Origin of the sequence: Pseudoalteromonas sp. NZS11 (assembly GCF_015864765.1) — a bacterium.
GTDB lineage: Bacteria > Pseudomonadota > Gammaproteobacteria > Enterobacterales > Alteromonadaceae > Pseudoalteromonas > Pseudoalteromonas arctica.
On sequence record NZ_JADYWP010000013.1, the window covers coordinates 15,723 to 39,895 of the forward strand.

Annotated in this window: 21 protein-coding genes; 15 read left to right on the forward strand and 6 right to left on the reverse strand. The window is 38.8% G+C overall.

Annotated elements, in window-relative coordinates:
- The first annotated feature begins 7 nt into the window (after positions 1–7).
- The 3 genes from I6E82_RS18235 to I6E82_RS18245 all read left to right on the forward strand — a co-directional run bounded on the left by I6E82_RS18235 (position 8) and on the right by I6E82_RS18245 (position 2,181).
- A complete protein-coding gene (locus tag I6E82_RS18235) occupies positions 8–490 on the forward strand; it encodes a GNAT family N-acetyltransferase (RefSeq protein WP_197118433.1) in 483 nt (160 codons plus the stop codon).
- Between the two features lie 167 nt (positions 491–657).
- Entirely contained in the window at positions 658–1,269 is a 612-nt protein-coding gene (locus I6E82_RS18240; protein WP_024593948.1) for a MarC family protein, read from the forward strand.
- A 30-nt stretch (positions 1,270–1,299) separates the two neighbouring features.
- Entirely contained in the window at positions 1,300–2,181 is an 882-nt protein-coding gene (locus I6E82_RS18245) for an alpha/beta hydrolase (RefSeq protein ID WP_197118434.1), read from the forward strand.
- Between the two features lie 503 nt (positions 2,182–2,684).
- Here the strand turns inward: I6E82_RS18245 and I6E82_RS18250 are convergent.
- Genes I6E82_RS18250 through I6E82_RS19920 form a run of 3 tightly spaced genes read right to left on the reverse strand, consistent with a single transcriptional unit; the run spans position 2,685 to position 5,022 of the window.
- Positions 2,685–3,824, reverse strand: a complete 1,140-nt coding sequence (locus I6E82_RS18250; RefSeq protein ID WP_197118435.1) for an MFS transporter — start codon at positions 3,822–3,824, stop codon at positions 2,685–2,687.
- Between the two features lie 24 nt (positions 3,825–3,848).
- Entirely contained in the window at positions 3,849–4,598 is a 750-nt protein-coding gene (locus tag I6E82_RS18255) for an MFS transporter (protein WP_269435151.1), read from the reverse strand.
- On the reverse strand, positions 4,540–5,022 hold the full coding sequence (locus I6E82_RS19920; protein WP_269435152.1) for an MFS transporter: 483 nt from the start codon (positions 5,020–5,022) through the stop codon (positions 4,540–4,542). The genes I6E82_RS18255 and I6E82_RS19920 overlap by 59 nt, the downstream gene beginning before the upstream one ends.
- 108 nt (positions 5,023–5,130) lie before the next feature.
- Here I6E82_RS19920 and I6E82_RS18260 point away from each other — a divergent pair, with 108 nt between their 5' ends.
- Positions 5,131–6,042 (forward strand): LysR family transcriptional regulator, encoded by a 912-nt coding sequence (locus tag I6E82_RS18260; RefSeq protein WP_197118436.1) that lies wholly within the window; start codon positions 5,131–5,133, stop codon positions 6,040–6,042.
- 89 nt (positions 6,043–6,131) lie between these two features.
- Here I6E82_RS18260 and I6E82_RS18265 read toward each other — a convergent pair whose 3' ends face one another.
- A complete protein-coding gene (locus I6E82_RS18265; RefSeq protein WP_197118437.1) occupies positions 6,132–7,340 on the reverse strand; it encodes a porin in 1,209 nt (402 codons plus the stop codon).
- 902 nt (positions 7,341–8,242) lie between these two features.
- Between I6E82_RS18265 and I6E82_RS18270 the strand changes: the two genes are divergently transcribed.
- The 5 genes from I6E82_RS18270 (at position 8,243) to I6E82_RS18290 (ending at position 15,550) form a co-directional block, all read left to right on the forward strand.
- Positions 8,243–9,832: an ABC-F family ATPase gene (locus I6E82_RS18270; RefSeq protein ID WP_076915491.1), complete on the forward strand. Its 1,590-nt coding sequence runs from the start codon at positions 8,243–8,245 to the stop codon at positions 9,830–9,832.
- A 161-nt stretch (positions 9,833–9,993) separates the two neighbouring features.
- Positions 9,994–10,476 carry a 5-(carboxyamino)imidazole ribonucleotide mutase gene (gene purE / locus I6E82_RS18275; RefSeq protein WP_002962540.1) on the forward strand — a complete coding sequence of 161 codons (483 nt, stop codon included), beginning with the start codon at positions 9,994–9,996 and terminating at the stop codon, positions 10,474–10,476.
- Positions 10,477–10,478: 2 nt separating this feature from the next.
- Positions 10,479–11,630: a 5-(carboxyamino)imidazole ribonucleotide synthase gene (locus tag I6E82_RS18280; RefSeq protein WP_197118438.1), complete on the forward strand. Its 1,152-nt coding sequence runs from the start codon at positions 10,479–10,481 to the stop codon at positions 11,628–11,630.
- Positions 11,631–11,749: 119 nt separating this feature from the next.
- Positions 11,750–12,913 carry an endonuclease/exonuclease/phosphatase family protein gene (locus tag I6E82_RS18285; protein WP_197118439.1) on the forward strand — a complete coding sequence of 388 codons (1,164 nt, stop codon included), beginning with the start codon at positions 11,750–11,752 and terminating at the stop codon, positions 12,911–12,913.
- Between the two features lie 132 nt (positions 12,914–13,045).
- A complete protein-coding gene (locus I6E82_RS18290; protein ID WP_197118440.1) occupies positions 13,046–15,550 on the forward strand; it encodes a S9 family peptidase in 2,505 nt (834 codons plus the stop codon).
- 92 nt (positions 15,551–15,642) lie between these two features.
- On the opposite strand, the gene rrtA is transcribed toward I6E82_RS18290, so the two are convergent.
- A complete protein-coding gene (gene rrtA, locus I6E82_RS18295; protein WP_197118441.1) occupies positions 15,643–16,236 on the reverse strand; it encodes a rhombosortase in 594 nt (197 codons plus the stop codon).
- A 97-nt stretch (positions 16,237–16,333) separates the two neighbouring features.
- On the opposite strand from rrtA, the gene ggt reads away from it, so the two are divergent.
- From ggt to I6E82_RS18310, 3 genes are all read left to right on the forward strand, one after another.
- Entirely contained in the window at positions 16,334–18,112 is a 1,779-nt protein-coding gene (gene ggt / locus I6E82_RS18300) for a gamma-glutamyltransferase (protein ID WP_197118442.1), read from the forward strand.
- Positions 18,113–18,254: 142 nt separating this feature from the next.
- Positions 18,255–19,949, forward strand: a complete 1,695-nt coding sequence (locus tag I6E82_RS18305) for an NAD-dependent malic enzyme (RefSeq protein ID WP_007586692.1) — start codon at positions 18,255–18,257, stop codon at positions 19,947–19,949.
- A 154-nt stretch (positions 19,950–20,103) separates the two neighbouring features.
- Positions 20,104–20,829 carry an SIMPL domain-containing protein gene (locus tag I6E82_RS18310; RefSeq protein ID WP_024596616.1) on the forward strand — a complete coding sequence of 242 codons (726 nt, stop codon included), beginning with the start codon at positions 20,104–20,106 and terminating at the stop codon, positions 20,827–20,829.
- 134 nt (positions 20,830–20,963) lie between these two features.
- Here the strand turns inward: I6E82_RS18310 and I6E82_RS18315 are convergent, their stop codons facing one another.
- Positions 20,964–22,310: a DUF2254 domain-containing protein gene (locus I6E82_RS18315; RefSeq protein WP_007586690.1), complete on the reverse strand. Its 1,347-nt coding sequence runs from the start codon at positions 22,308–22,310 to the stop codon at positions 20,964–20,966.
- Positions 22,311–22,463: 153 nt separating this feature from the next.
- Between I6E82_RS18315 and I6E82_RS18320 the strand changes: the two genes are divergently transcribed.
- The 3 genes from I6E82_RS18320 to I6E82_RS18330 are packed head-to-tail and all read left to right on the forward strand — an operon-like array spanning position 22,464 to position 24,102.
- Positions 22,464–22,835 carry an MAPEG family protein gene (locus I6E82_RS18320; protein WP_007586689.1) on the forward strand — a complete coding sequence of 124 codons (372 nt, stop codon included), beginning with the start codon at positions 22,464–22,466 and terminating at the stop codon, positions 22,833–22,835.
- Positions 22,836–22,849: 14 nt separating this feature from the next.
- Positions 22,850–23,482, forward strand: coding sequence for a sulfotransferase (locus I6E82_RS18325; RefSeq protein WP_197118443.1), 633 nt, complete (start codon positions 22,850–22,852; stop codon positions 23,480–23,482).
- A 47-nt stretch (positions 23,483–23,529) separates the two neighbouring features.
- Positions 23,530–24,102, forward strand: coding sequence for a tRNA-(ms[2]io[6]A)-hydroxylase (locus I6E82_RS18330; protein WP_007586685.1), 573 nt, complete (start codon positions 23,530–23,532; stop codon positions 24,100–24,102).
- The last annotated feature ends 71 nt before the right edge of the window (positions 24,103–24,173 follow it).

Consider the following 24,173-nt stretch of genomic DNA (forward strand, 5'->3'; position numbering starts at 1 on the left):
AAATAAAATGTTTAATACCACAAAGCTTGAACGCGTTACGCTGCGTTTAATTACCCACAAACACGCTGCGTGTTTATTTAATATTTTAAACCACCCGCATGTGTCAGAATTTAACGACTACGAAACACCGCTCAGCAAAACACAAATCAAACAATTAATACAAGATGATATTAGTGCCTACTACGAAGGCGAAGTGATTAGAGTTGCAATTGAACATAATATATCTGGAAAGTTAATGGGTACTTGTGGGCTTTATAATTTAACGCCGTGTAAAAGTAGTGCGTTTATAGGATTTGAGCTGCACCCCGACTTTTGGGATAAAGGCGTAATGCTTGAAGTAGTCACCGGTTTTATTGAAACGCTACTTAAGGAAATTGCGCTTAAACATTTATCGGCTGAGGTGAGTGCACACAATGCACGTTCCCATAATTTACTTATTAAGTTAGGTTTTAGCTTAAGAGAAAATTCTATTTGGCATAAATCACTTTAACGAAAGACGGCAATTATAAGTGCTTATCTTTTTTCAATCCTGAAAGGTCAACGCCTCCAAGTGTAAATAAAATACAAAAAATAACGGCTTTCTATTATAGTTAAGCGTAAGCAAATGAATTTGTTACCCGTGTTTTATTAAATATTTACGCTTAACAAGGATTTTATATGCTAGAAAAACTATCTCAAGATGCGCTTGTTATTTGGGCAACCATTGACCCCATAGGCACTATGGCGCTGTTTGCTGCGCTTACTTCTCATTTAACAGATCAACAACGTCGTAAAACAGCCTTTAAAACGGTCCTCTATGCTGGTTGCGTACTATTGGGTTCTATATTGATTGGGCAGCTAATACTTAATGCGATGGGAATTAGGTTGGTGTCGTTTCAGTTAGGAGGCGGAATTATATTGTTTTTGTTTGGCCTGCAAATGATATTTGGAAATGATTCTAACAAAGCTAAACAAGACCCCGATCACGATATAGCAGTGTTTCCGCTAGCTATACCAGCAACTGCGACCCCTGGTGCTATTTTGGCGGTGATACTACTTACCGATAACCACATACACCCAATTACCACACAAATAGGCACAGCGCTTGTTACACTTGGTGTGTTGGGTATTACATTAATACTGTTGCTGCTTTCGGGTAAAATAATTAAGCTTATTGGTACTGGCGGCGCGTCTATTTTAACGCGTGTGATGGGGATGATTTTAGCCGCGTTTTCGGTTGAGCTTATTATGACCGCGCTTGAAATAAAACAATGGGTTAAGCTCGATTAAATAACTCTTAAACATTTGAAGGAATGCCGCATGGCAATAAAAATAACAAAACACTATTTTATTAATTTAAGTTTAGCCGTAGTCATTTTTGCTATCGGTATTTTAGCCATACGCTATTACAACCATTATGTATCGGCCTATACAGACGTAACAATTAACTCAAGCGTGCTTAATGAGTCGCGCAAAGTGTTTATAAGATTACCCGCTAATTACAATCCTAAAAAAGCGTATTCGTTAATTATTAAAACCGATGGTAACTTTAATTTAGATACATGGGACAAAGCACTTACAAAACAAGCTAAGAGCGAAAAAGGGGATAAGGCTATATTGGTGTCTATTCCTAATTTGTTTTTTACAGATACACGTAATCGCGATTTAGTGCCTCCTTATGCTCGCCAAGATGTAAATACACAAGCGCGCCCAGAGGGCGAAACACTTATAGAGCCTAATGGTGAAGCCGACAAGTTTTTAGCGTTTATTGAAACTGAGTTATTCCCGTATTTATCGGCAAAATATAAGCTTAGTAATAACCGTGTATTAAGTGGTTTTTCGGCAGGTGGTAGCTTTGTACTTTATACACTGCATACAAGGCCTGAACTGTTTAATGGCTACTTTGCATTTAGCCCAGCGGCTTGGTATGACGACATGACTGTGGTTAATAATGTAGAAGCGTTTTTAACTACTCAAGCTAACAAAGTTAAGGCGCCTACTTATTTATATCTTTCGGTGGGTGGAGCAGAGCATCCGTTAATGTTAAAAGCGTTTAATAATTTAGAGTCTGCTTTAAAAGCAAACCCTAATAATAACCTTGCGTGGCAAAGCGCTATAAACGAAGGTGCTGAGCATTCAGATAATCCACCACTTAGTGTATCAAAGGCATTAGCTGGTTATAGTGCGTTTATTAAAAAATAGGTTAGATAGGTTTTAGCGGTAACTGTATGTATGCACAGTTACCGCTGTTTTATCTATTTAAGATAACGAATCAGTTTTATAGTACTTTACTTAGTTTAATACTATTAACGACTTACAAAGGGTAGTTGGTTTAAATTATTTTTGACAGCAAATACACGCAGCGTGACTATTGAGTTAGAATGCAGTCAGTACCTATGAGCATATATCACACCTATTTGTTACTGCTTTTAATCATCCTTACGCCTTTGTGATCAGCAATAATCAGTGTAAGTACTTTGCAATTTCAATATAGTTTCACCATCTTTTACTCTCTTAATGCAGTTAATATAGATTAGCTGGTGGCTTTATAGTAAAAGAACACATCATACTAAATCATATTATAATGCTAAACTTAGCAATAGAGTTAAATTAGAAAGAAGTAATCAGGAAGATAGTGCAAATAATAAAGCGGGAGGTTTAGGTAAAAAAGAGCATTTATAAAAATGCTCTTTTGTAAGTTATTACTACTTTGCTTTGATCGGTTTAAAAAACAATACCAGTGCGATTATAAATGCTGAAACGCCACAAATTATAAATACGTTTTTCTCACCACCAGGTATGTACTGCATAAATGAGGTAAAAAACTGACCCGAGAATACAGCCATCGTAAAGTACGATAAGTTACGGCCGCGTACTTTCACATCACTGAGCTCTACCGTCATATGGTTTAAAAGCGGAATACTAAAACCAAATCCTATACCTATTAATATTGCGCCTAAAATTAAAAGTAGGGTGCTTACTTGTGTAAAACAAATATACGATAAACTAAACGCTAAAAAGGCAAATGCCAAAACCTTGGGCTCACCAAGCTTCTTTGTTATTTTAGGCATAAAGCCTGCGGTAACTACAGCCACTAAAGATATAAATGCGAGTAGTTGGCCTATTTGTGACTCATTAAAGTTTTCCTCGTTCATTGTAATGGGCAGTAACACAGTAGACGTAAAAAATATGGTCATCGCGAGTGTTGAAATTACATAAACGCTTTTTAACGAGAGACCATTGTTAGCTTTGTGGTATAGATGTTCTGACACTTCATCGTTATTATTAGCCAGTGAGTTTTTACTTGGCACAAATAATAAAAGCATGGCCAAAAATACCCACGCTATTAAATAAAGTGAAAATGGCAGTGCCCAAAATTGCGACGCTAATAATCCGCCTAAAAATAAAAATATAACACCGCCTAACTCTATCGCCATGCCTTGTTTTGCAATCATGCCAAGGCGTGCTTCGCCTGTGTACCACGCAGAAATTAAAACCGTACAACTTGCCATTACCACAGCAGTTATACCGCCGAGTAAAAATCGATTAGCAAATACAAGCGTTGGGCCTTTTAAAAAGTAAGCGCTGGCACCTGCAACCCCATATAAAAATAACCCAATTACTAAAAGTTTATAAGCTCCGTATTTATCAATTAATTTTCCTGCTAAGGGCGCAAACACCACAGCGCCTAACGATGGCAACGTAATTAAAAGTACGGTGTTATCGGTTATACCTAATCCTTGTGAAATACTTACTAAACCTGGCGCAAGTAGGGTTCCCACCATAATAGTTAAGCTGGCAATACACAGTAATGTAAAGCTACCCGCTGTTTTCAATGTATTCATTTTTACTCCTTAAGTTTTAAGCGATTACTTTTTAGCAAATGAATTAAAAATGCCACTTAGCAAAATAAATATAATGCTTACAGCAACAACGCCAGGCCATTGATAAAGTGCAAATGCCTTAACACCAACCATTGAGCCAACAGCGCCTCCAATGTAATAACCCAGCATGTAAATTCCATTTATGCGACTTTGCGCAGTGGGTTCAATACTAAAAACACGCACTTGGTTAGCCACTTGCGCACTAAATATGGCAAAGTCGATTAAAATAATACCAATAACCAACGACGCTAAACTGCCATTAAACAAACCTGTAATAGCAAAGCCGATTGCCGCAAGCGTAAGTGCAATCATAATTAGAGCTTTAGACCCTAGTTTGCTGACCCATTTACCCGATGACTTAGCGCCTATTACGCCAGCCAATGCTATTACACCAAATAAACCAGCTTGTTGAGCGTTGTAGTTAAATGGCTCATCACTAACATAAATTGCAAGTGTTGCCCAAAGCACATTAAATGATGCAAACCAAAATGCGCCCGAAAGTGTAAAATGCTGCAGTGATTTATGTTTAATAAACAACGCCAACGTACTTTTAATGAGAAGCCAATAACGCAAATTAGTGTGTGGCTTATTGCTAGGTAAAAACACGCGCAGTAATATACCAAATAATGCTGCGAGTACTGCCGACATTAAAAATACACTTCGCCAACCAAATTGCTCACCTACAAACCCACTTAATGTTCTTGAAAGTAATATACCGATAGTTAAGCCCATCATTAATGTGCCTAACGTGGCACCTTTTTGCTCGCTCGATACAAGCGATGCTGCAAAGGGTATTAATTGCTGAGTTATTATTGGCGCTTACACCAATTAAAAATACCGATATAAGTAATAAAGGTAAGTTAGGTGCAAGCATTGCTGCACTACAAGCCAATACTAATAAGCACGACAAAATAGTAATTAAATGCCTGCGAGCAATCGAGTCGCCCAAAGGAGAAATAAATAATAACGCAAACGCGTAACCAATTTGTGTTAGCGCGGGAATACTCCCAAGCTGCGAATCAGTTAAATTAAATTCGTTCGCTATAAGCGGTAAAATAGGCTGGTTGTAGTATAAGTTTGCTGCTGTTGCGGCAATTGCAGTGGTCATTAGTAATAAAATAAATCTACTTAATGACTGATTTTGTTTGGGTTTGGTCATGGTTGTCTAGTGTTGTTAACTCATATAGCTATGGTATGAGTACTTTAGCTATAACAAAAATGATATTATTTTATAGAATCTATACAAATAATGTATTAAAGGTGCGTAATGGATATTAAAACATTAAAAAGTTTTGTCAGCGTGGCTAAGCATCAGAGTTTTTCAGAAGCGGCCAAAGAGCTACACACCGTGCAACCTGCAATAAGTAGGCATATTGCACAGCTCGAAAGCGAACTTGATGTTGTGCTGTTTATAAGAAACTCACGTGATGTTGCAATAACTCAAGCGGGTGAGCAGCTATTAAAAGATGCACGCGCTATTTTGGCTCTAGCTGACAAAGCTAAAACTCAGGTTAAACGTGCCCAAAACGGGCAGATAGGTACACTTAATATTGCGCACTTAAGCTCGGCATGTTTAACCTTTATGGCAGCACTGGTTCGTGAATATAAACAGCAATACCCAAGCGTGCACGTTACATTGTTTGAAATGACTGCAACTGAGCAAATACATGCGTTTAAAAACGATTTAATTGATGTGGGTTTTTCACGGCCTTTACCTGATTCAATTAATGATGAATTTGTAAGTCATACTATTTATGTAGATTCATTGGTGGCCATCGTTAATCAAAACCATGCGCTGGCAAATTATAAAAATATTGATTTAGCTAAACTAAAAAATGAATCCTTTATTATTTTTAATAGAGAGGAAGCACTTGGTCTTTTTGATGAAACCATTTTGCAATGCAAACAAGCTCATTTTTCACCGAACATTATTAGCCAACCTAGGCATATGCAAACATTAGTTACTGAAGTGGCTGCTGGCCTTGGTGTGGCAATTGCGCCTTATTGCGTACGTAAATTATATAGTGAAGGGTGCTATTTTATAAAACTGAGCGACGTACTCACGCAAATCCCGGTGCTATTACAAATTAAAAAAGCAGATACCAACGCGGCTGTTAATGCATTTGTTGAAATAGCCTTAAATGCAAAACCAAGTATTCAAAAAAGTATGGCGGAATAAAAAAAGCCCAGTTAAAAAAGTTAAAAGGGCTAAAAGGGTTGTGCTTAGGGAAGTTGTAGTCGTTTTTAACTTATATTTAGAGCTTATATTTAGAACTTATATCTAAAACCAAATGCTATACCGTCGTCTTCCGACTGCTCCATTTGTGCTTGTTGATCGTCGTTATCACTTTCAAAGTCACTAAAGTCCTTACGTGCTTCTATGTAGGCAATAGTGGCTTCGTCAATTAAGTAATGTAGGCCAATAACAGCAAACTGACGCTTAAATACATCGTCAGGATCGGCGTTAAAGTTTGGCTGAATTACGTAATCATCGCCGGCATCAAACACGTTGTAGGCAATAAAAGGGCGAAAATCGTTATCAAAGCGGTAAGATGCAAATGTTTCTATACCTATTGCGTCTTTAATTAAGCGACCAATATTATCTGTGTCGTGGTTTTTGTTTTTATTTATGTTGGCAGCAACGTATAGGCCTGGCTTATCAATGTTGCCCCACATAATGCCTGCACCGTAAATTAAATCTTCAACATTGCGAGTAGAACCATCGCCAAACGTTAAATCAAACTCGCCACGGTTAATGCCCGCTGTAAGCGTGAGCATATCTGTAGGGGTATATGTTACAGATGCACCAAATGTGTAGTTAAATTCAACTTCTTGGGCTGCACTATCGCCAGAGTTCCAAAGCGTTTCGCATTCTTCTTCTGAAATATCGCTTACGTCACAGGTATAAAATTCGCTGTTTTTAAGCTGCGCTTGTACTGCAAAACTAAAATCGTTATAGCTATTGCGGTACTGCACTAACTTATCACCACGGCCAGTGCCATTTACAGCGCCATCGTCTTTGTTATAGGTGTAAACGCCTGCTGCATTACCATCCCATACAAAGCTATTATTTGTTCCATAAACTACGTCGTACCATGCACCCCATTGTTTACCAATGGTAAGTTGACCGTACTTTTCGTGTGAAAGGCCTGCGTAACCTAAACGGTTATACAAAAATTCGTCCTGAATTGACTCAAAACGATTGTTATAAATAATATCGCTACTACCAACAGGGTTTACACCCCATTCTACAAGAGCAAGAGCAGTCCAATCTTTCTTTAGCTCTCTAGTAAAGCCAAAGTTAATGCGCGAAGTACCGTTAACAACTTCGGTTTCGTTTTGTGTGTTAATTACACGCACATCAAGATACCCACCTACTTCTAGAGTGTTTTTGTCATCTTTGTATAACTCTACCGCTGAAATAGCGGGTGCGAATACAATACTTGCGCTAATCAGTGTCGCTAATTTTTTGCTCATCTTGTGTGTTGCCCTGTGTAAATTTTTAGTGTTTTTACGTAGGTAAAAATTCAGATTTGAAGACTAACAAAGCAATAAAGAGCTCAAAAGTGAAAAATACTCAACAAAATTGACAGGCAAATTCTATTGATATTCACTGGAGGTTAATTTTGTTTTTCAGGTGTTGCTGAGGTTTGTTTTTTTAGTTGTTTTGTAGGTAAAAAGGATTGGTAATAAGTGGTGTGTTAAAATTCTAATTTGAATTAATTTCATCTTGGTTAAAAAATAGCGACTAGTGCAAAAGCTCTAAAAGTGCTTTATTTTCATAAATATAACTTTTTATTATTATAGGTTGTACAAAAATGAGTTAAGTAAACACACAAACACGTTAAAAGTGTTTTTACTCTAGGGTCTGTTGATCTTTGCGGATTAAAATTTATTCAAACTAGGGGCTATTTAATCGCGGCGCGAGGTTTGTAACCTAGTGGGCTAAGTAAAAACCGAGCAACAAAGAGTAAATAGCCCCTAGGAAGACCCCTTTGGGCAGCGCCTGTTTGGTATTAATGCTACGTTATCGCCAATTTATGGGGAATAACCACACTACATAGACTCTGCCTTGCCTTAATACCAAACAGACTGCTGAAAATTCAACCTTAAAAGATCAACAGACCCTAATATATACCAAATTCTAAACGCTCATATCGGTTTATTATGAATGTATTTATGAATTTTAATTTATCTAAGTTGAATAACAATTTGCAAAAACACTAAATCTAATTTGTTATTTTAATTACGAGTAGCTCAGTGATAATAATTACCTTAAACGACGAGGTTTGCCTTTAAACTTTCATAGAAAAACAGGCCATTTTGGTTTAAACTGCGCGCAATTTAAATACATCATTACTCCTTTGGAGGGTAGCGCTATTATTAGTACAGCTAATGTCACCATGCAATTTGGTGCTAAACCATTATTTGAAAATATCTCAGCAAAATTTGGCGACGGAAACCGTTACGGTTTAATCGGTGCAAATGGTTGTGGTAAATCAACATTTATGAAGATTCTAAGTGGTGAGCTCGAAGCGTCTTCAGGTAATGTAAGTACTGATCCAAATGAACGTGTTGCTAAACTAAACCAAGACCAGTTTGCCTACGAAGAATACTCAGTAATTGATACTGTGATCATGGGTCACAAAGAGCTGTGGAAAATAAAACAAGAACGCGACCGCATTTACTCTTTACCAGAAATGAGTGAAGACGACGGTATGAAAGTAGCCGATCTTGAAACTGAGTTTGCTGAAATGGATGGTTACTCTGCTGAATCTAAAGCAGGCGAGCTTCTATTAGGCGTAGGTATTGGCACAGACCAACACTTTGGCCCAATGTCAGAAATTGCACCTGGTTTTAAACTACGTGTGCTACTTGCACAGGTGTTGTTTTCAGACCCAGATATAATGCTACTTGATGAGCCTACCAATAACTTGGATATTTACACCATCAAGTGGTTAGAAGACGTGTTAAACCAACGCGACTGTACCATGATAATCATCTCGCATGACCGTCACTTTTTAAACTCTGTGTGTACTCACATGGCCGACATTGACTACGGTGAGCTACGTATTTACTCTGGTAACTACGACGAATACATGTTTGCAGCAACGCAAGCACGTGAGCAACTACTTAGCGAAAACGCGAAAAAGAAAAACCAAATTGCTGAACTTCAACAGTTTGTATCACGTTTCTCTGCTAACGCATCTAAAGCTAAGCAGGCAACATCGCGCGCTAAACGTATCGACAAAATTCAGTTAGACGAAGTTAAAGCGTCTTCACGCCAAACGCCGTTTATTCGCTTCGACCAAGAAAAGCAGTTATTCAGAAACGCGCTTGAAATGAATAACTTAACGCAAGGCTTTGATGACAACACGTTGTTTTCTGGACTTGAAGGTTTAGTAGAAGTTGGCGAACGTATTGCTATTATTGGTGAAAATGGTGTTGGTAAAACAACATTACTTAATACATTAGCAGGGCGCTTAGCTCCTAAAGCCGGTGAGTTTAAGTTCTCAGAAAATGCAAATATTGGTTACTACGCGCAAGATCACGCAGATGAGTTTGCAACCGACATGAACTTGTTTCAGTGGATGGAGCAATGGCAACAAGAAGGCGACGACGAGCAAGTGGTTCGTAGCTTCTTAGGTCGTATGTTGTTCTCTCAAAACGATATTAAAAAGTCAGTTAAAGTAATTTCAGGTGGTGAGCAAGGCCGCATGCTGTTTGGTAAAATTATGATGCATAAACCAAACATACTGCTAATGGATGAGCCAACCAACCACATGGATATGGAATCTATTGAAGCGCTTAACTTAGCACTTGAAGCCTACGAAGGTACATTAATGTTTGTATCGCACGATCGTCAATTTGTATCATCGGTAGCTACCCGAATTTGGGAAGTTAAAGATGGTAAAATCATTGACTTTAGAGGCAACTACGCAGAATACCTAGCGAGTAAAGAAGCTTAATTAGCTATTTACACGTTAACCCTAAAAAGCCATGTTTAAACATGGCTTTTTTTGTTTTTGTGGCTTTGTATTAGTCGCAATTAATATGGCTTTGGGTATAATACCCGGCTTAAACAGGACATAAGTCCGCTATTTTAAAAATACATTACTGAGGAGTATTTATGACTGTTGGCATTATTATGGGTTCTAAATCAGATTGGCCAACCATGGAACATGCAGCACTTATGCTTGAGCATTTTGGCATTAAGTACGAAACTAAAGTCGTGTCTGCACACCGCACTCCTCAATTACTTGCTGATTACGCAAGTTCAGCCGCAGAACGCGGTATTAAAGTTATTATTGCTGGCGCTGGCGGCGCGGCTCATTTACCAGGTATGGCTGCTGCTTTTACATCGCTTCCTGTACTGGGCGTGCCTGTAAAATCAAAAGCATTAAATGGTGTTGATTCACTTTTATCTATTTGCCAAATGCCTAAAGGCGTTGCAGTGGGCACACTTGCAATTGGTGAGCCGGGCGCAGCAAACGCAGGTTTACTAGCCGCACAAATTTTAGGGTGTCAAAATCCAGAAATTTTTGCAAAAATTGAAGCGTTTCGTAAAGCTCAAACCGACACTATATTAGCTAATCCAAACCCTGCAGAGTAATAATGAATATTTTAATATTAGGTGCAGGGCAACTTGCACGTATGATGAGCCTTGCAGGCGCGCCGCTTAATTTAAACGTGGTTGCATACGATGTAGGCAGCAAGCAAATTAAGCATCCGCTAACTGGTGAGTTTTATAGCACGTCACTTGAGCAAGCAATATTAAACGCTGATGCAATTACTGCAGAGTTTGAGCACATTCCTGATGACGTACTAACACTTTGCTGTAACAGCAATAAGTTTTACCCAGGGAAAGCCGCTATTAAAGCCGGTGGCGATCGCTCGCTTGAAAAAGCATTGCTTGATAAAACAAACGTATCTTGTGCGCCATATCAATTAATTACTGAAAAAGCGCATCTTGAACACGCAGTTAAAACCCTAGGTAAGCCACTTGTTATTAAAACATGCCAAGCGGGTTATGACGGGAAAGGCCAATGGCGTTTAAAATCAGATAATCAAATAGACGAAATTTGGTCACAAATGGCTGACTTTATTGCATCAGGTACGCAGCTTTCGCCGCATACAATTATTGCTGAAAAAATGATCCCGTTTGATCGTGAAGTATCTATTATTGGTGCGCGCGATAAACACGGTAATGTTGCTATTTATCCGCTAACAGAAAACGAGCACACTAATGGTGTATTAACGCTTTCTATTGCCGGTAAAAATAATCAAAGTGTTGAAACTCAAGCAAACGATGCATTTACAAAAATAGCAAACGAGCTTAACTACGTTGGCGTGTTAGCTATTGAGTTTTTTGATGTACAAGGTACGTTACTTGTTAACGAAATTGCGCCGCGTGTACACAACTCAGGCCACTGGACGCAACAAGGCTGCCATTGCTCACAGTTTGAAAACCACATGCGTGCTGTTGCAGGTTTACCGCTTGGTAATACAGAGCTTAAACACATTACCGCGATGATAAACGTACTAGGCCAACCTAGTATTCCAGCTGACGTACTAAAATACGCAGATGTAACTAGCCACTGGTACGGTAAAACTGCAAAACCAGGTCGTAAAATGGGCCATATAAACGTATCGGCCAGCAGCATGAATGACCTAGCAGATAAATTAGGTGAGCTTACTGAATATTTACCTGAGCAAGACTACCCAGGTATTTTAAAAGCGGCAGCAAATTTAATACTAAGCCAATAATTTCTAGTTATAGAATTAATTTTTTAATACCGGCTTGAGCCGGTATTTTTTTGTCATAAAAAAAGCTTTTGAATATGTAATACTGTTAAAGTCTAATTTTAAATTTGTGAAGTAAAACAATGAAACTAAAAACAATATATGGCGCGCTAGCCATTGCTACATTATTTAGCTTAAATGCATTTGCATCAGGCTCTCTTCGTGTTGCTACTTTTAATGTAAGTATGGATGCGACAAATCACACGCCTAAAGGCGAGCAAGTTAAAAGTGATGCTTTAGTTAATGCACTTAAAGCAAACCACCAGCAAATTAAGAACATAGCGGAAATTATTCAACGAGTTCGCCCTGATATTATTTTACTTAACGAATTTGATTACATCCCAAAAGAGCAGGGCATTGAATACTTTAATGAGCACTTTTTAAATATAGGTCAGCAAAAACAAGACGCTATTAACTATCCTTACTCTTACATTGCTCCGGTAAATACTGGGCTTGCCACCGAGTTTGATTTAGATAACGATGGCAAAAAAAATGGTGTTATGGGCGATGCACAAGGCTTCGGCTTTTTTGAAGGCCATTACGGTATGGCTATTTTGTCAAAATACCCAATCGATTTTGATAAAGTAAGAACCCTTCAAACCTTTAAATATAAAGACATGCCAAATGCACTAATGCCAGTGATGCCTAAAACAGGTGAAAACTGGTATAACGCACAAGAATGGCAAGCGCTTAGACTCAGCTCTAAATCGTTTTGGGATTTACCTATTAACGTAAATGATAAAACCATTCATGTTATTGCATCTCACCCAACACCCCCTGTATTTGACGGTGAAGAGGATAGAAACGGCAAGCGTAACCATGATGAAGTAAGGCTAATTGCCGATTACGTTTCAAACGCTAAGTATATTTACGATGATAAAGGCGAAAAAGGCGGTTTAAAAACTTACTCTCATTTTGTTATCTTAGGGGATTTAAATGCCGCCCCTGAGGGTGATAAAGCCCGTACAAACACCACAGATCAACTACTTAAAAATCCACTTATTAACGCTCAATTTGTTCCAAAAAGTGAAGGCGCTAAAGAGCAGTATGACGTGCCTTATGCACAAAATTACAGTGCTAATTGGCAAGCGCGTGTTGATTACGTACTACCGTCAAACTATGGCTTAAAAATTAAGGACGGTGGTGTATTTTGGCCTACTAAAACTAGTAGTGAATATCGTTTAATTAAAGATAGAAACGCATCGAGCGATCACCGCATGGTGTGGCTTGATTTAATCGTTGAATAACGTCCACTAATAAAGGGGGCGTTAGTAAACTGAGCTTTACCCTGTTTAATGGCTATTTATCTTAAAAAATTGCAATAACTTGAGTGCTTCTGCTTAAATACGGCTCAATTATAATAACCGTATAGAAGCACTATGATTTTTAATCTTTCTTCATCTAAAACGTTAGTGGCCTTAGCTGTTGCCTCAAGTGTCATGCTTGCAGGTTGTAGCGCGACCGCTAACACCTCTTCAACACAGCAAAGTGCATTACCAGCAACTAAAATTGCTGCGGTTGTAAACACGCCAGCAGATATCGGCTCACAAAAAATAACGCTAGAACAAGCAATGGCCGATCCGGATTGGATGGGTAATCAGCCAGAGGGTGCTTACTGGGCGAGCGATTCGTCTACTATTATTTATGCTCAAAAAGAGCAGGGTAATACACTACGCGATTTATTTAGCCAATCGGTTACTAGCCAAACAGCAGAGCAAGTAGCTCTTAATAAACTTCATACTGTGGGTTCAAATAAAGCCGTTTATTCTAAAAATAAAACAATGGCGGCCTACACATTTAAAGGCAATGTATTTGTTAAAAACCTAAAAACCGGCGAACTTAAACAAATTACAGCTACATCAGCGGGCGAGTCAAAGCCACAATTTTTAAATAATGGCGATTTAGTTTACCGCCAAGGCAATGTATTTTTTAAAGTTGATTTAAAAACAGGCTTAACGAGCGAGCTTGCTAACTTAAAACTTGCTGATGAGCCAAAAGGGATTGAAGAGCCAAGCACGTATATTGCTAAAGAGCAGCATAAATTGATTAAGTTTGTGGCGCTTCAACAAAAAAATAAAAAAGTTAAGCAAGCACGTAATGAGCAAATTAATGAACAAAACGATTCAATTGCTAACACAGCTTACTACTTAGGTGACGGTAATAAAGTTGCAGAAGCACAGCTTTCGCCAAATGGTGATGCGCTGTTAGTCGTTGTACAAAAGCAAACAGATTGGCGTGGTGATGGCGATATTATGCCTAACTACATTACAAATGACGCCACTATAGAACCTAAAAAAGCACGCCGCCGTGTAGCCGATGCTAAAGAAGAAACCTCAAAGCTTGTGTACATCAATTTAACTAACAAAGAGCAAACATCACTTAGCTTTAATACCTTACCGGGCTTTGATGAAGATGTTTTAGCCGCAGTTAAAAAAGAAAACTATGCACGTGATGGTAAAACATATAAGTCTAAAAAGGCGCCTCGTGGCATTAACCTTATTATGGACTGGGGTTTTGAGCAAAGCCCAATAGTATGGAACGATGACGGCTCGCAAGTAGCTGTCATGCTCGAAGCATGGGACAACAAAGACCGCTGGCTTGCTACCGTTGATTTTAAAAGCAACAAACTTGTGTCGCAACATCGCCTTCATGACGATGCATGGATTGCTTATGCGTTTAACGACTTTGGCTGGTTACATAACTCGAACACGCTTTATTACCTATCGGAAGAGTCGGGTTACAGCCAGCTTTATAAAAAACCAATTAACGGCAAAGCAACTGCGCTAACACAAGGCCAATTTGAGGTTTCTAATTTAACGCTTACCAGCGATGACAGCGCAATTTATTATAAAGCGAATGTTGAGCACCCAGGTCTGTACGAAATTTACCGTGTTAACCCACAAACAGGTAATAGCGAGCAAGTTACTGACTTAAATGGCATGACCGATTACACGTTAAGCCCAGATGAAACTAAGTTACTCCTTAAGCACTCTACAATTACCATGCCTAATGAGCTTTATGTAGCTGATGCTCAAGCCAATACAAAAGCAACGCGATTAACCCATACTGTGTCGGATGAGTTTTTAGCTAAAAAGCTAACTGCACCTAAAATTGTTGCTGTGCCATCGAGCCAAACTGATCAACCTATATACGCAAAAGTGTATTACCCAGCTGATTACGTAGAAGGTGAAGTAGGTAAAAACCGCAAAGCGGTTATTTTTAATCACGGCGCGGGTTACTTACAAAACTCACATATGGGATTTTCGGTTTATTTTCGTGAATTTATGTTCCATTCACTGCTCGCTGATGAAGGTTACATAGTAATGGATATGGATTACCGTGCATCTAAAGGTTACGGCCGTGATTGGCGCACCGCGATTTATCGTCAAATGGGCACACCTGAAACACAAGATTTAGCCGATGGCGTTAAATGGATGGCGCAAAATGCCAACGTTGATACCAAAGCCGTAGGCACTTATGGTGGCTCTTACGGCGGTTTTATGACCTTTATGGCATTGTTTACCGCGCCTGAGTTATTTCAATCGGGTGCGGCACTTAGACCTGTTACCGATTGGGCGCATTACAACACAGGTTATACGGCTAATATATTAAACCACCCTGATGTTGACCCGATTGCGTATGAGCGCAGCTCGCCAATTTATTATGCTGAGGGTTTAAACAAGCGTTTATTAATTAACTCACCAATGGTTGACGATAACGTGTTTTTTCAAGACTCAGTGCGTTTAGTACAGCGCTTAATAGAGCTTGAAAAACAAAACTTTGAAACAGCTATATTCCCTGTTGAACCACATGGTTTTGTACAGCCTTCAAGTTGGTTAGACGAATACCGCCGTATTCATAAGTTATTTAAAGAAACGCTTTAATCTTTAATTCTTAAAGTATAAAAACAAAAACGCCGCATTGGTTTAGTTAACCAATGCGGCGTTTTTATTGGATTGAACAAAATCTAACTTTATTATTTCTTTTTAAAGTTCTTTTTAAAGAGCTCTATAGCCAATGGTATGGCAAGCAGAGTCCCGCCAATAACACCAATTAAATGTGCATCAATAGCCACAGTGGAGTTAATAAGCTTTCCTATATCAGCATTAGGGCCGCTAAATTGCTCAAACGCTATTTTAATCCATACGCCTATAAATAATAAATAACCAGACTTAAGCCCTACAGTTATATCTTTAACTGCCCCCCAAATAATTACACCATGCAGCAGAGCACTTAATCCGGTGTAAATATGTATGCTTGGGCAAAACCAATACACGCCGAGTCCACACCACAGTGCTAGCGCAGTTGTATTAAAAGCGTAGCGAGTAGGTGATGTGTATTCGCCATGTAAAAGCCATATTAATAAAACACCACTGGCATTTAATCCCAAATGAGCCCAATTAGCATGAACAAATTGGCTAGAAAAGATTCGCCACAGTTCGCCTTCATCAATTAGGCTTCGGTTAAATTCAAGTAAATTATTTAAATCAAATGCAGCAAAAATGGTACTAAATAGCAGCAGAATAATAGGCGGTAATATATAACGAGGTTGAATAGGTAAATTAAGCATTTTATTATATTTTTTTAGTCAAAATTTTTGCATATTGTGCCCGTTTAACTTTAAGATGCCAAATACAACTACGTAATTAAGTGTTTTTAGTATTTTTATGCATTTTAAACTTAACTCATTATTTGCCATTGGACTGTGCGCAGTATCACTGCCTTCATTTGCACAGCAAGCAACTCAAATTGAAACTCGCGAACCTGAAGCCGCTACTGGATTAATCCATAAAAAAGTAGTGCAAGGTGATAAATACATGGTTGCTGCGGCAAATCCATATGCCTCAAGAGCCGGTCAACAAATTTTAGCCCAAGGCGGCAGTGCCGTAGATGCTGCCATTGCTACTCAACTAGTGCTTACTTTAGTTGAGCCGCAATCGTCAGGTATTGGCGGTGGTACATTTATGATGTACTACAACAAAGCAAACAATAAATTGACTAGTTTTGATGGCCGCGAAACAGCACCTGCAAATGCAGACGAAACGCTGTTTTTAGATAAGCACGGTAAAGCCGTTAAATGGATTGAAGCTGTAGTAGGCGGACGCTCTGTTGGTGTGCCTGGTATTTTACATGCCTTTGCAAGCGCGCATAAACAATACGGTACATTGCCATGGGAAGCGCTTTTTAAACCGGCTATTGAACTTGCAGAGCAAGGCTTTGTAATTTCGCCGCGTTTACATGGCTTATTAGCACGCCAATTAAACCCTGGTGTATTGAGTATGCCGATTATTAACGAATACTTTTACCCAAATGGTAAGTTAATTGAAGTAGGTAGTGTTAAAAAGAATCAACCGCTTGCTGATTTATACAAAGACATTGCAAAGCAGGGCATTGATGCATTCTACAAAGGCGAAAATGCTAAACAAATGGTTAATGCTGTACAGCACTCTAAAATAGCCCCTGGTAAATTAAGTGTGCAAGATTTAGCAGATTACAAAAGTAAAGAACGCGATGCGGTATGTATACAATACCGTGCTTATAACGTGTGTTCTATGGCGCCACCAAGTAGTGGCGGTGTAGCAGTACTACAAATGCTTGGCCTACTTGAGCATAAAGATATGAGCGCACTTAAACCAAATGGCGAAAAGGCGATTCATTACTTTAGCCAAGCTTCGCGTATTGCATTTGCCGATCGCGATATGTACATGGGCGATCCCGATTTCACTCAAGTACCTACACAAGAGCTTTTAAACAAAGATTACATTGCCTCACGCGCTAAATTAATTACCGAAACAGACCAAAAAGCCGTAGCCGGTAATCCAGTAGGGTACTTAAGTTATGCAATGGATGATTCATACGAGTTACCTTCTACTTCGCATGTCTCTATTGTAGATAGTAAAGGTAATGCCGTTTCAATGACCAGTTCAATTGAAATGGCGTTTGGCTCTACGGTTATGGTTAATGGCTTTATTTTAAATAACCAACTAACTGACTTTTCGTTATCGCCACGTAAAAACGGTAAGCTAGTAGCAAACCGTGTAGAGGCTGGTAAACGCCCGCGTAGCTCTATGTCACCGGTAATGGTATTTAATAAAGATGGCAGCTTACGTTTAATTGTAGGCTCACCTGGTGGTAGTCGTATCATCGATTACGTTGCACAAGTTGTTGTGGGTGTTATTGACTGGAATTTATCAGCACAAGACGCTATTAACTTACCGCGTACAACAAATCGTAACGATTACACCAGCCTTGAAAAAGGCACAACCATTGAAGCCATTGCGCCTGCGCTTACTAAACGCGGCCACAATGTACGTATTATTGACTTAAACTCGGGCTTACACGCAGTTGAAGTTAAAAATAATACCTTATATGGTGGTGCCGATCCGCGCCGTGAAGGTGTTGCGTTATCTGATTTAACTGATAATAACGCCACTATACAATTTTAAATTATGTATAATATGCATGTGGGCAGTGAAGCCCGCATGTATTTTCTCTCAATGGTCTGACTAGCTTAATTGTCGTTGCAATTAAACCTTTAACACTGATAATGACAGATCATAACTTAAGACTCCGTTAAAGCCTGGAAATATGACAACTAATACTGATCCTAACTACTTATATATTCATCATTCTGGCCCTGGCCTAATTGAAACACCGCTATTAAATAAAGGCAGTGCCTTTAGTAAAAAAGAACGCGAAAATTTCAATCTTGCTGGTTTACTTCCTCCTCGCTTTGAAACAATAGAAGAGCAAGTTGAGCGTTGTTATCAGCAGTATTCTAGCTTTACCGACAACCTTAATAAACATATTTACTTACGTGCGATTCAAGATAACAACGAAACACTTTACTACCGTTTAGTGCGTGATCATCTTGAAGAAATGATGCCAATCATTTACACGCCGACAGTGGGGGATGCTTGTGAAAAATTCTCAGACATTTATCGCAGCGCGCGTGGCTTATTTATTTCGTATGAAGATCGTTACCAAATTGACGACATTTTACGCAACGCTACCAAAGGTAAAGTAAAAGTTATTGTTGTAACTGATGGCGAGCGTATTTTAGGCCTAGGCGATCAGGGTATTGGTGGCATGGGTATCCCAATTGGTAAATTGTCACTTTACACTGCTTGTGGTGGTATAAGCCCAGCATACACATTGCCTGTAATGCTTGATGTGGGTACTAATAACGAAAAGCTTTTAAACGATCCTATGTACATGGGCGCACGCCATAAGCGTATTGCTCAAGACGAATACGATGAGTTTTTAGATTTATTCATTAAAGCAGTTAAACGTCGCTGGCCAAATGTATTACTTCAGTTTGAAGATTTTGCACAACCAAATGCAATGCCGTTACTTAAGCGCTACCGCAATGAAATTTGTAGCTTTAACGATGACATTCAAGGTACTGCGGCTGTAACGGTCGGTTCTTTACTTGCTGCGTGTCGCGTTAAAAATTCAACCCTAAGCCAACAAAAAGTAGTTTTTGTGGGTGCAGGTTCTGCTGGTTGTGGTATTGCTGAACAAATTATTAGCCAAATGGTTTTTGAAGGTATTACAGAAGCTCAAGCGCGTAGCCAAGTATTTATGGTTGACCGTTTTGGCCTACTTTCAGAGGGGATGGAAGGCTTACGCGATTTCCAACAAGCACTTGCACAACCGCAAGGCTCGTTAAGTGATTGGACTTACAGCGGTGAATACGCATCACTTCTTGATGTTATGCACTGTGCACAACCAGACATTTTAATTGGTGTTTCAGGCCAACCTGGTTTGTTTACTGAGCAAGCTATTCGTGCAATGCACGCCGGTTGTGAACAGCCAATTATTTTCCCATTAAGTAATCCCTCTAAGCAGGTAGAAGCGCACCCTGCTGATGTGATTAAGTGGACTGACGGTAAAGCGCTTGTTGCAACAGGTAGCCCGTTTGATCCGGTTGAACACAACGGTGAAATTTTCCCAATCCCACAATGTAACAATAGCTATATTTTTCCAGGTATTGGTTTAGGGGTTATTGCAGCTAAAGCGACACGCATTACAGATGCTATGTTAAGTGTGTCTAGCGAAATGCTTGCAGAGTCGTCGCCGCGTGCCAACACAGGTAAAGGTAGTTTATTACCAGCCCTGACTGAAATTGAAACGCTAAGTAAGCGTATTGCATTTGCCATTGCTAAAAAAGCAATCGAAGAGGGCGTTGCTCTTGAGATTACTGATGATGCGTTATGGGCAGCAATCGACAAAAATTACTGGTTACCAAAATACCGTAACTATAAACGTTGTAGTGTTTAATTAGGTTTATACGTAATTAAAAATAAATAACGTTGTAGGCACAGTTACAACGCTTAACAAAAAACAGGCAATTGCCTGTTTTTTTGTGCTTGTTCATATTTAATTAACCGCGTACGGTGTTTACTTGCTTTTACATAATTAAAGGATCGACTTAATGAAAACACTGACTCTTGTTTTAGGTAGTGCACTGGCTTTAAACGTACTTAGTTTTGATGCACTTGCGGCAGCGACTCCCGATGCTCCTCATATTTATGTTAAAGGCGAAGCGACTCTTACTACAATGCCAGATTACGTACAGCTTAGTGTAGGTATTACTGAAGTTGATAAAGACTTAATTGCTGCTAAAAATAAAACCGACTTAACCATCGCTAAAGCAATTAAGCTCGTTAAAGAAATTGGTGTTAAAGAGGGAGATATAAACGCCGGGCAAATCTCAATAAACCGTGATAGCCAATACAACCGCACTACCGGTAATCAAGAATTTAAAGGCTTTAAGGTTTCTCGTACATTAACTGTAAAGCTTAGCGATATAAATAAATACCCTGAGTTACTACAAAGCTTAGTTAACAACGGTATTAACGAAATTAATCAAACGCAATTTTTAGCAAGTAACTATAACGAGCTGCATAAAAAAGCGCAAAAGTTAGCAATTAAAGACGCACGGGATGCAGCAAAAGAGTTTAGTGAAGATTATGACGTTGATTTAAAAGGATTATATAGCGCGTCACTAAGTCCACTCAATGTGCAGTCGCAGCCTTATATGCGCGCAGAAAAAGTAATGATGGCTGATAGCGCACCAAGTAACTATGTACCTGATGCCTACCATGCTGGAGAGATTAAAGTTACTGCCTCAAGCTATGCTGTGTACTACATAGATTAAAATATAGGTTCTTCCTAGGGACGATTAACTCTATGTTGCTCGGTTTTTACTTAGCCCACTAGGTTACAAACCTCGCGCCGCGATTTAATCGCCCCTAGATTGAACAAATTTCAATCCAAATAATTCAACACGCCCTAGTGGTGCTCAAAACGTGCCACCAACTTCTCACCTTGCTCTTGGCTAATACGCGCTATTGAGTTGAGCATATTAGTCACTTCGCGTCTGTCGTATTCATTAGTTACATGTTCATTTATGTCATCAACAATCGCATTTAAATAATTAAATAAACTGTTGCGTGCATCGGTATCTTTATGGGCAACAAACAAAATATTTTTAAATGCCTCAAGCACGTTTGTCATTACGTATGCATCGCCTTTGGCGTAATTACGCAGCGGTGTAAAGTTGTCGTGTAATAACTCATCAAAGCTTGTTTCGTGAAGGTACAACAATGGGGCATTATCACTGTGCTTAAACGAGTAGTTAATATCGTTAATTGAAAGTCGTTGAATAAGTAAAATACTCAGCATATCAATTGATTTAACCGCAGTACCAGGATCGTTTATGCCCGGGCTCATTGCCTTAACTGCAATCTCAGATATTTGCGTTAACCCATAACGGTAATGATCGCTAATGTACTCTTCTATATAAAAAATAAAGCAGTCGAGAATTTTATTTATCAACTCTTCATCGTTTGCTATATCTTTATTACATTTTAAAAACGGGTAACCTTTAACTGTAAAATAGCCTTGGTTAACAGAGATATACACCTTTATATCTTGCTCTGCCAAAATGGCACACAGCTTATCGGTATGTACGCCTTTATAATACCCTTCCGTTTTACTGCTAACCGAATGCCACTTGCTAAAGTCTGGAAAGTCTTCAACTGGGTTCTCTTGTTGTCTTTGTATTATTGTTTTAATTTCGTTTTTAGTTTGGCTAAACAAGCCATTTAACACGTTATCAACCTGAATGGCACGAGAGATTGAATGTATAAAAAATACAAATAAACCTAATGAAATCAACCCAAAAACAAGTGCAAACAACACACCAATTGAAGGAATAGCCGTACTACCACCTTCAAGTTTATTAATATTTATAAGCATAATAATTGAGTAAATTATGCTGCCTAAATAAAAGCCCAAAACCATTTGGTGTGATTTACGCGTAATAAGCCCTGGCACTACGCGGGGCGATAAACTCGCACTGGCCGAATTTAAAACCACCATTACCATCGAAAAACTAAACACGGTAAGCGAAATAATACTACCCGCTAAAGTGCTTAAAATAGTACGCGCGTTTTCGGCGCTATCAACAAGTACAACCGATATAAACGATTTTAGCTGCTCAATAGGGGCTAAATATTCAACCGACATAGTTATAATGGCAAATACTAAAAAGCCCACTGAAAGCATAGAAGGGTAAAAGCCAATACTGTTAATCATTTCACGGTAACTGTCGGCTACTTTGCGAGGTACAAACATAAAATCCTTATGTAATTTTCTACTTACTTAATACCCTTAGCTTAGCATAGGCATTTATTAAACTTCTGATAATGCTGCTCAAATTTATATGTTATTATCACGCCCACAATAATAAAGCGCATGCTTATGCGATAAAAATAACAGGAAAACGCCGTGATCATTTCAACTTATGCTGCATTACTTGCATTCTTTTACATTTATTTGAGCTTTAACGTAATAAAAGTGCGCCGCGCGGAGCAGATATCACTTGGTGATAATGGTAACGCAACGCTACAACGTGCTGTGCGTGCCCACGCTAACTTTATGGAGTACGTGCCAATTGCTTTAATTTTGCTTTTTTTAGCAGAATACCAAGGGCTTGCTAGCCATTACTGTCATATATTAGGTGGTGCGTTATTAATAGGGCGTGTGTTTCAAAATTTAGGCATAGTAGAAAAAAGCTTGAAATACCGCCAAATTGGTACTATTACTACATTTTTAGTGATTATTGTTAGCGCCTTTGTATTGCTAGTGACACGCGGATAATTAAAGAAAAGTTAATGAGCAAAATATTTATAATAGGTTTACCGCGTACCGGCACTACTAGTGTGTGCCACGCATTTTTAGAGCTTGGTATTACAACGGCGCATACCGCGTATACTAATGCTTGTTTTGAAAATGCTAACGCGATTGCCGACACTCCCATATTTAATGACTTTAAAGCGCTTGATATTCATTACCCAGACTCTAAGTTTATTTATTTAGAGCGCGAACTTGGTGCATGGCTTGTATCAATAAAACAGCTTTTAACGCGTATGCACACTAATTTAACCCGTGCAGACGGGGGCTTTAATATTCATATAAAACGCTGTTATTTAAATACGTTTAGTGAGCTTTCGCTTAATAATATTAGCGACGATAGCTACTTAGCTCACTGCTATAAAACACATTTTAATGATGCTCAAACGTACTTTAAGAACCGTGACAACGATTTTTTATCCATTGATATAGCAAAACCTGATAGCTACAAAAAGCTATGCGATTTTTTAGCATTAAAAAGTGACAAAGCTGATTTTGAAAAAATGAATATGGGCGGCAAAGTCACCGCGTGGAACGACATTAAACACCCGTTAAAAGTTGAATCTACGGCTAAAGGACGCATAGATAAATTACTGCCTTACAAGATTTTTTAAATCAAATACGTTAAAATCCTCGCATTATTATTTAAGTTGTACAGAACATGTTTGAATTAAAATACCACACCCCATTTGAATGGACCGAAGTTGTCCTTGCTGACTTTAATACTTTTTTACAAGATCACGCCGCTGCAGAAAAAAAAGCATCGGGTATGGCTATGTCTATGCTTTCGCATTATCCAGACAAACGTAAATTAGTAAAAGCTATGACCGACTTAGCGCTAGAAGAATTAATACATTTTAAACAAGTACTTAAATTGCTTTTAGAGCGAGATGTAAACTTAGGTGACGACAAAAAAGACCCGTACATAAAACAAATACGTGCACTGTTTAGACATGGTCGTGATGGTTTTTTAATGGACCGATTACTGGTTGGCGGTGTAATTGAAGCACGTGGCCACGAGCGTTTTTCTTTAGTTGCACAAGCACTTCCTGAAGGTAAAGAAAAAGATTTTTATGTTGCTATTGCTAAGTCAGAAGAAAAACATAAAAACCTATTTGTAGAACTAGCTTACGAATACTTTGAAAAAGAAGAAGTTGATGTTCGTCTAGAAGAGCTGCTTATAGCTGAAGCTAAAATCTGTGAAAGCATCCCGTTTACAGCCGCTTTGCATTAATTAAAACTAGCGTAAAGCGTATTTTCACTCGCTTTGCGCCACACACCTCTGCTCTTATTTCTTTGTTAACC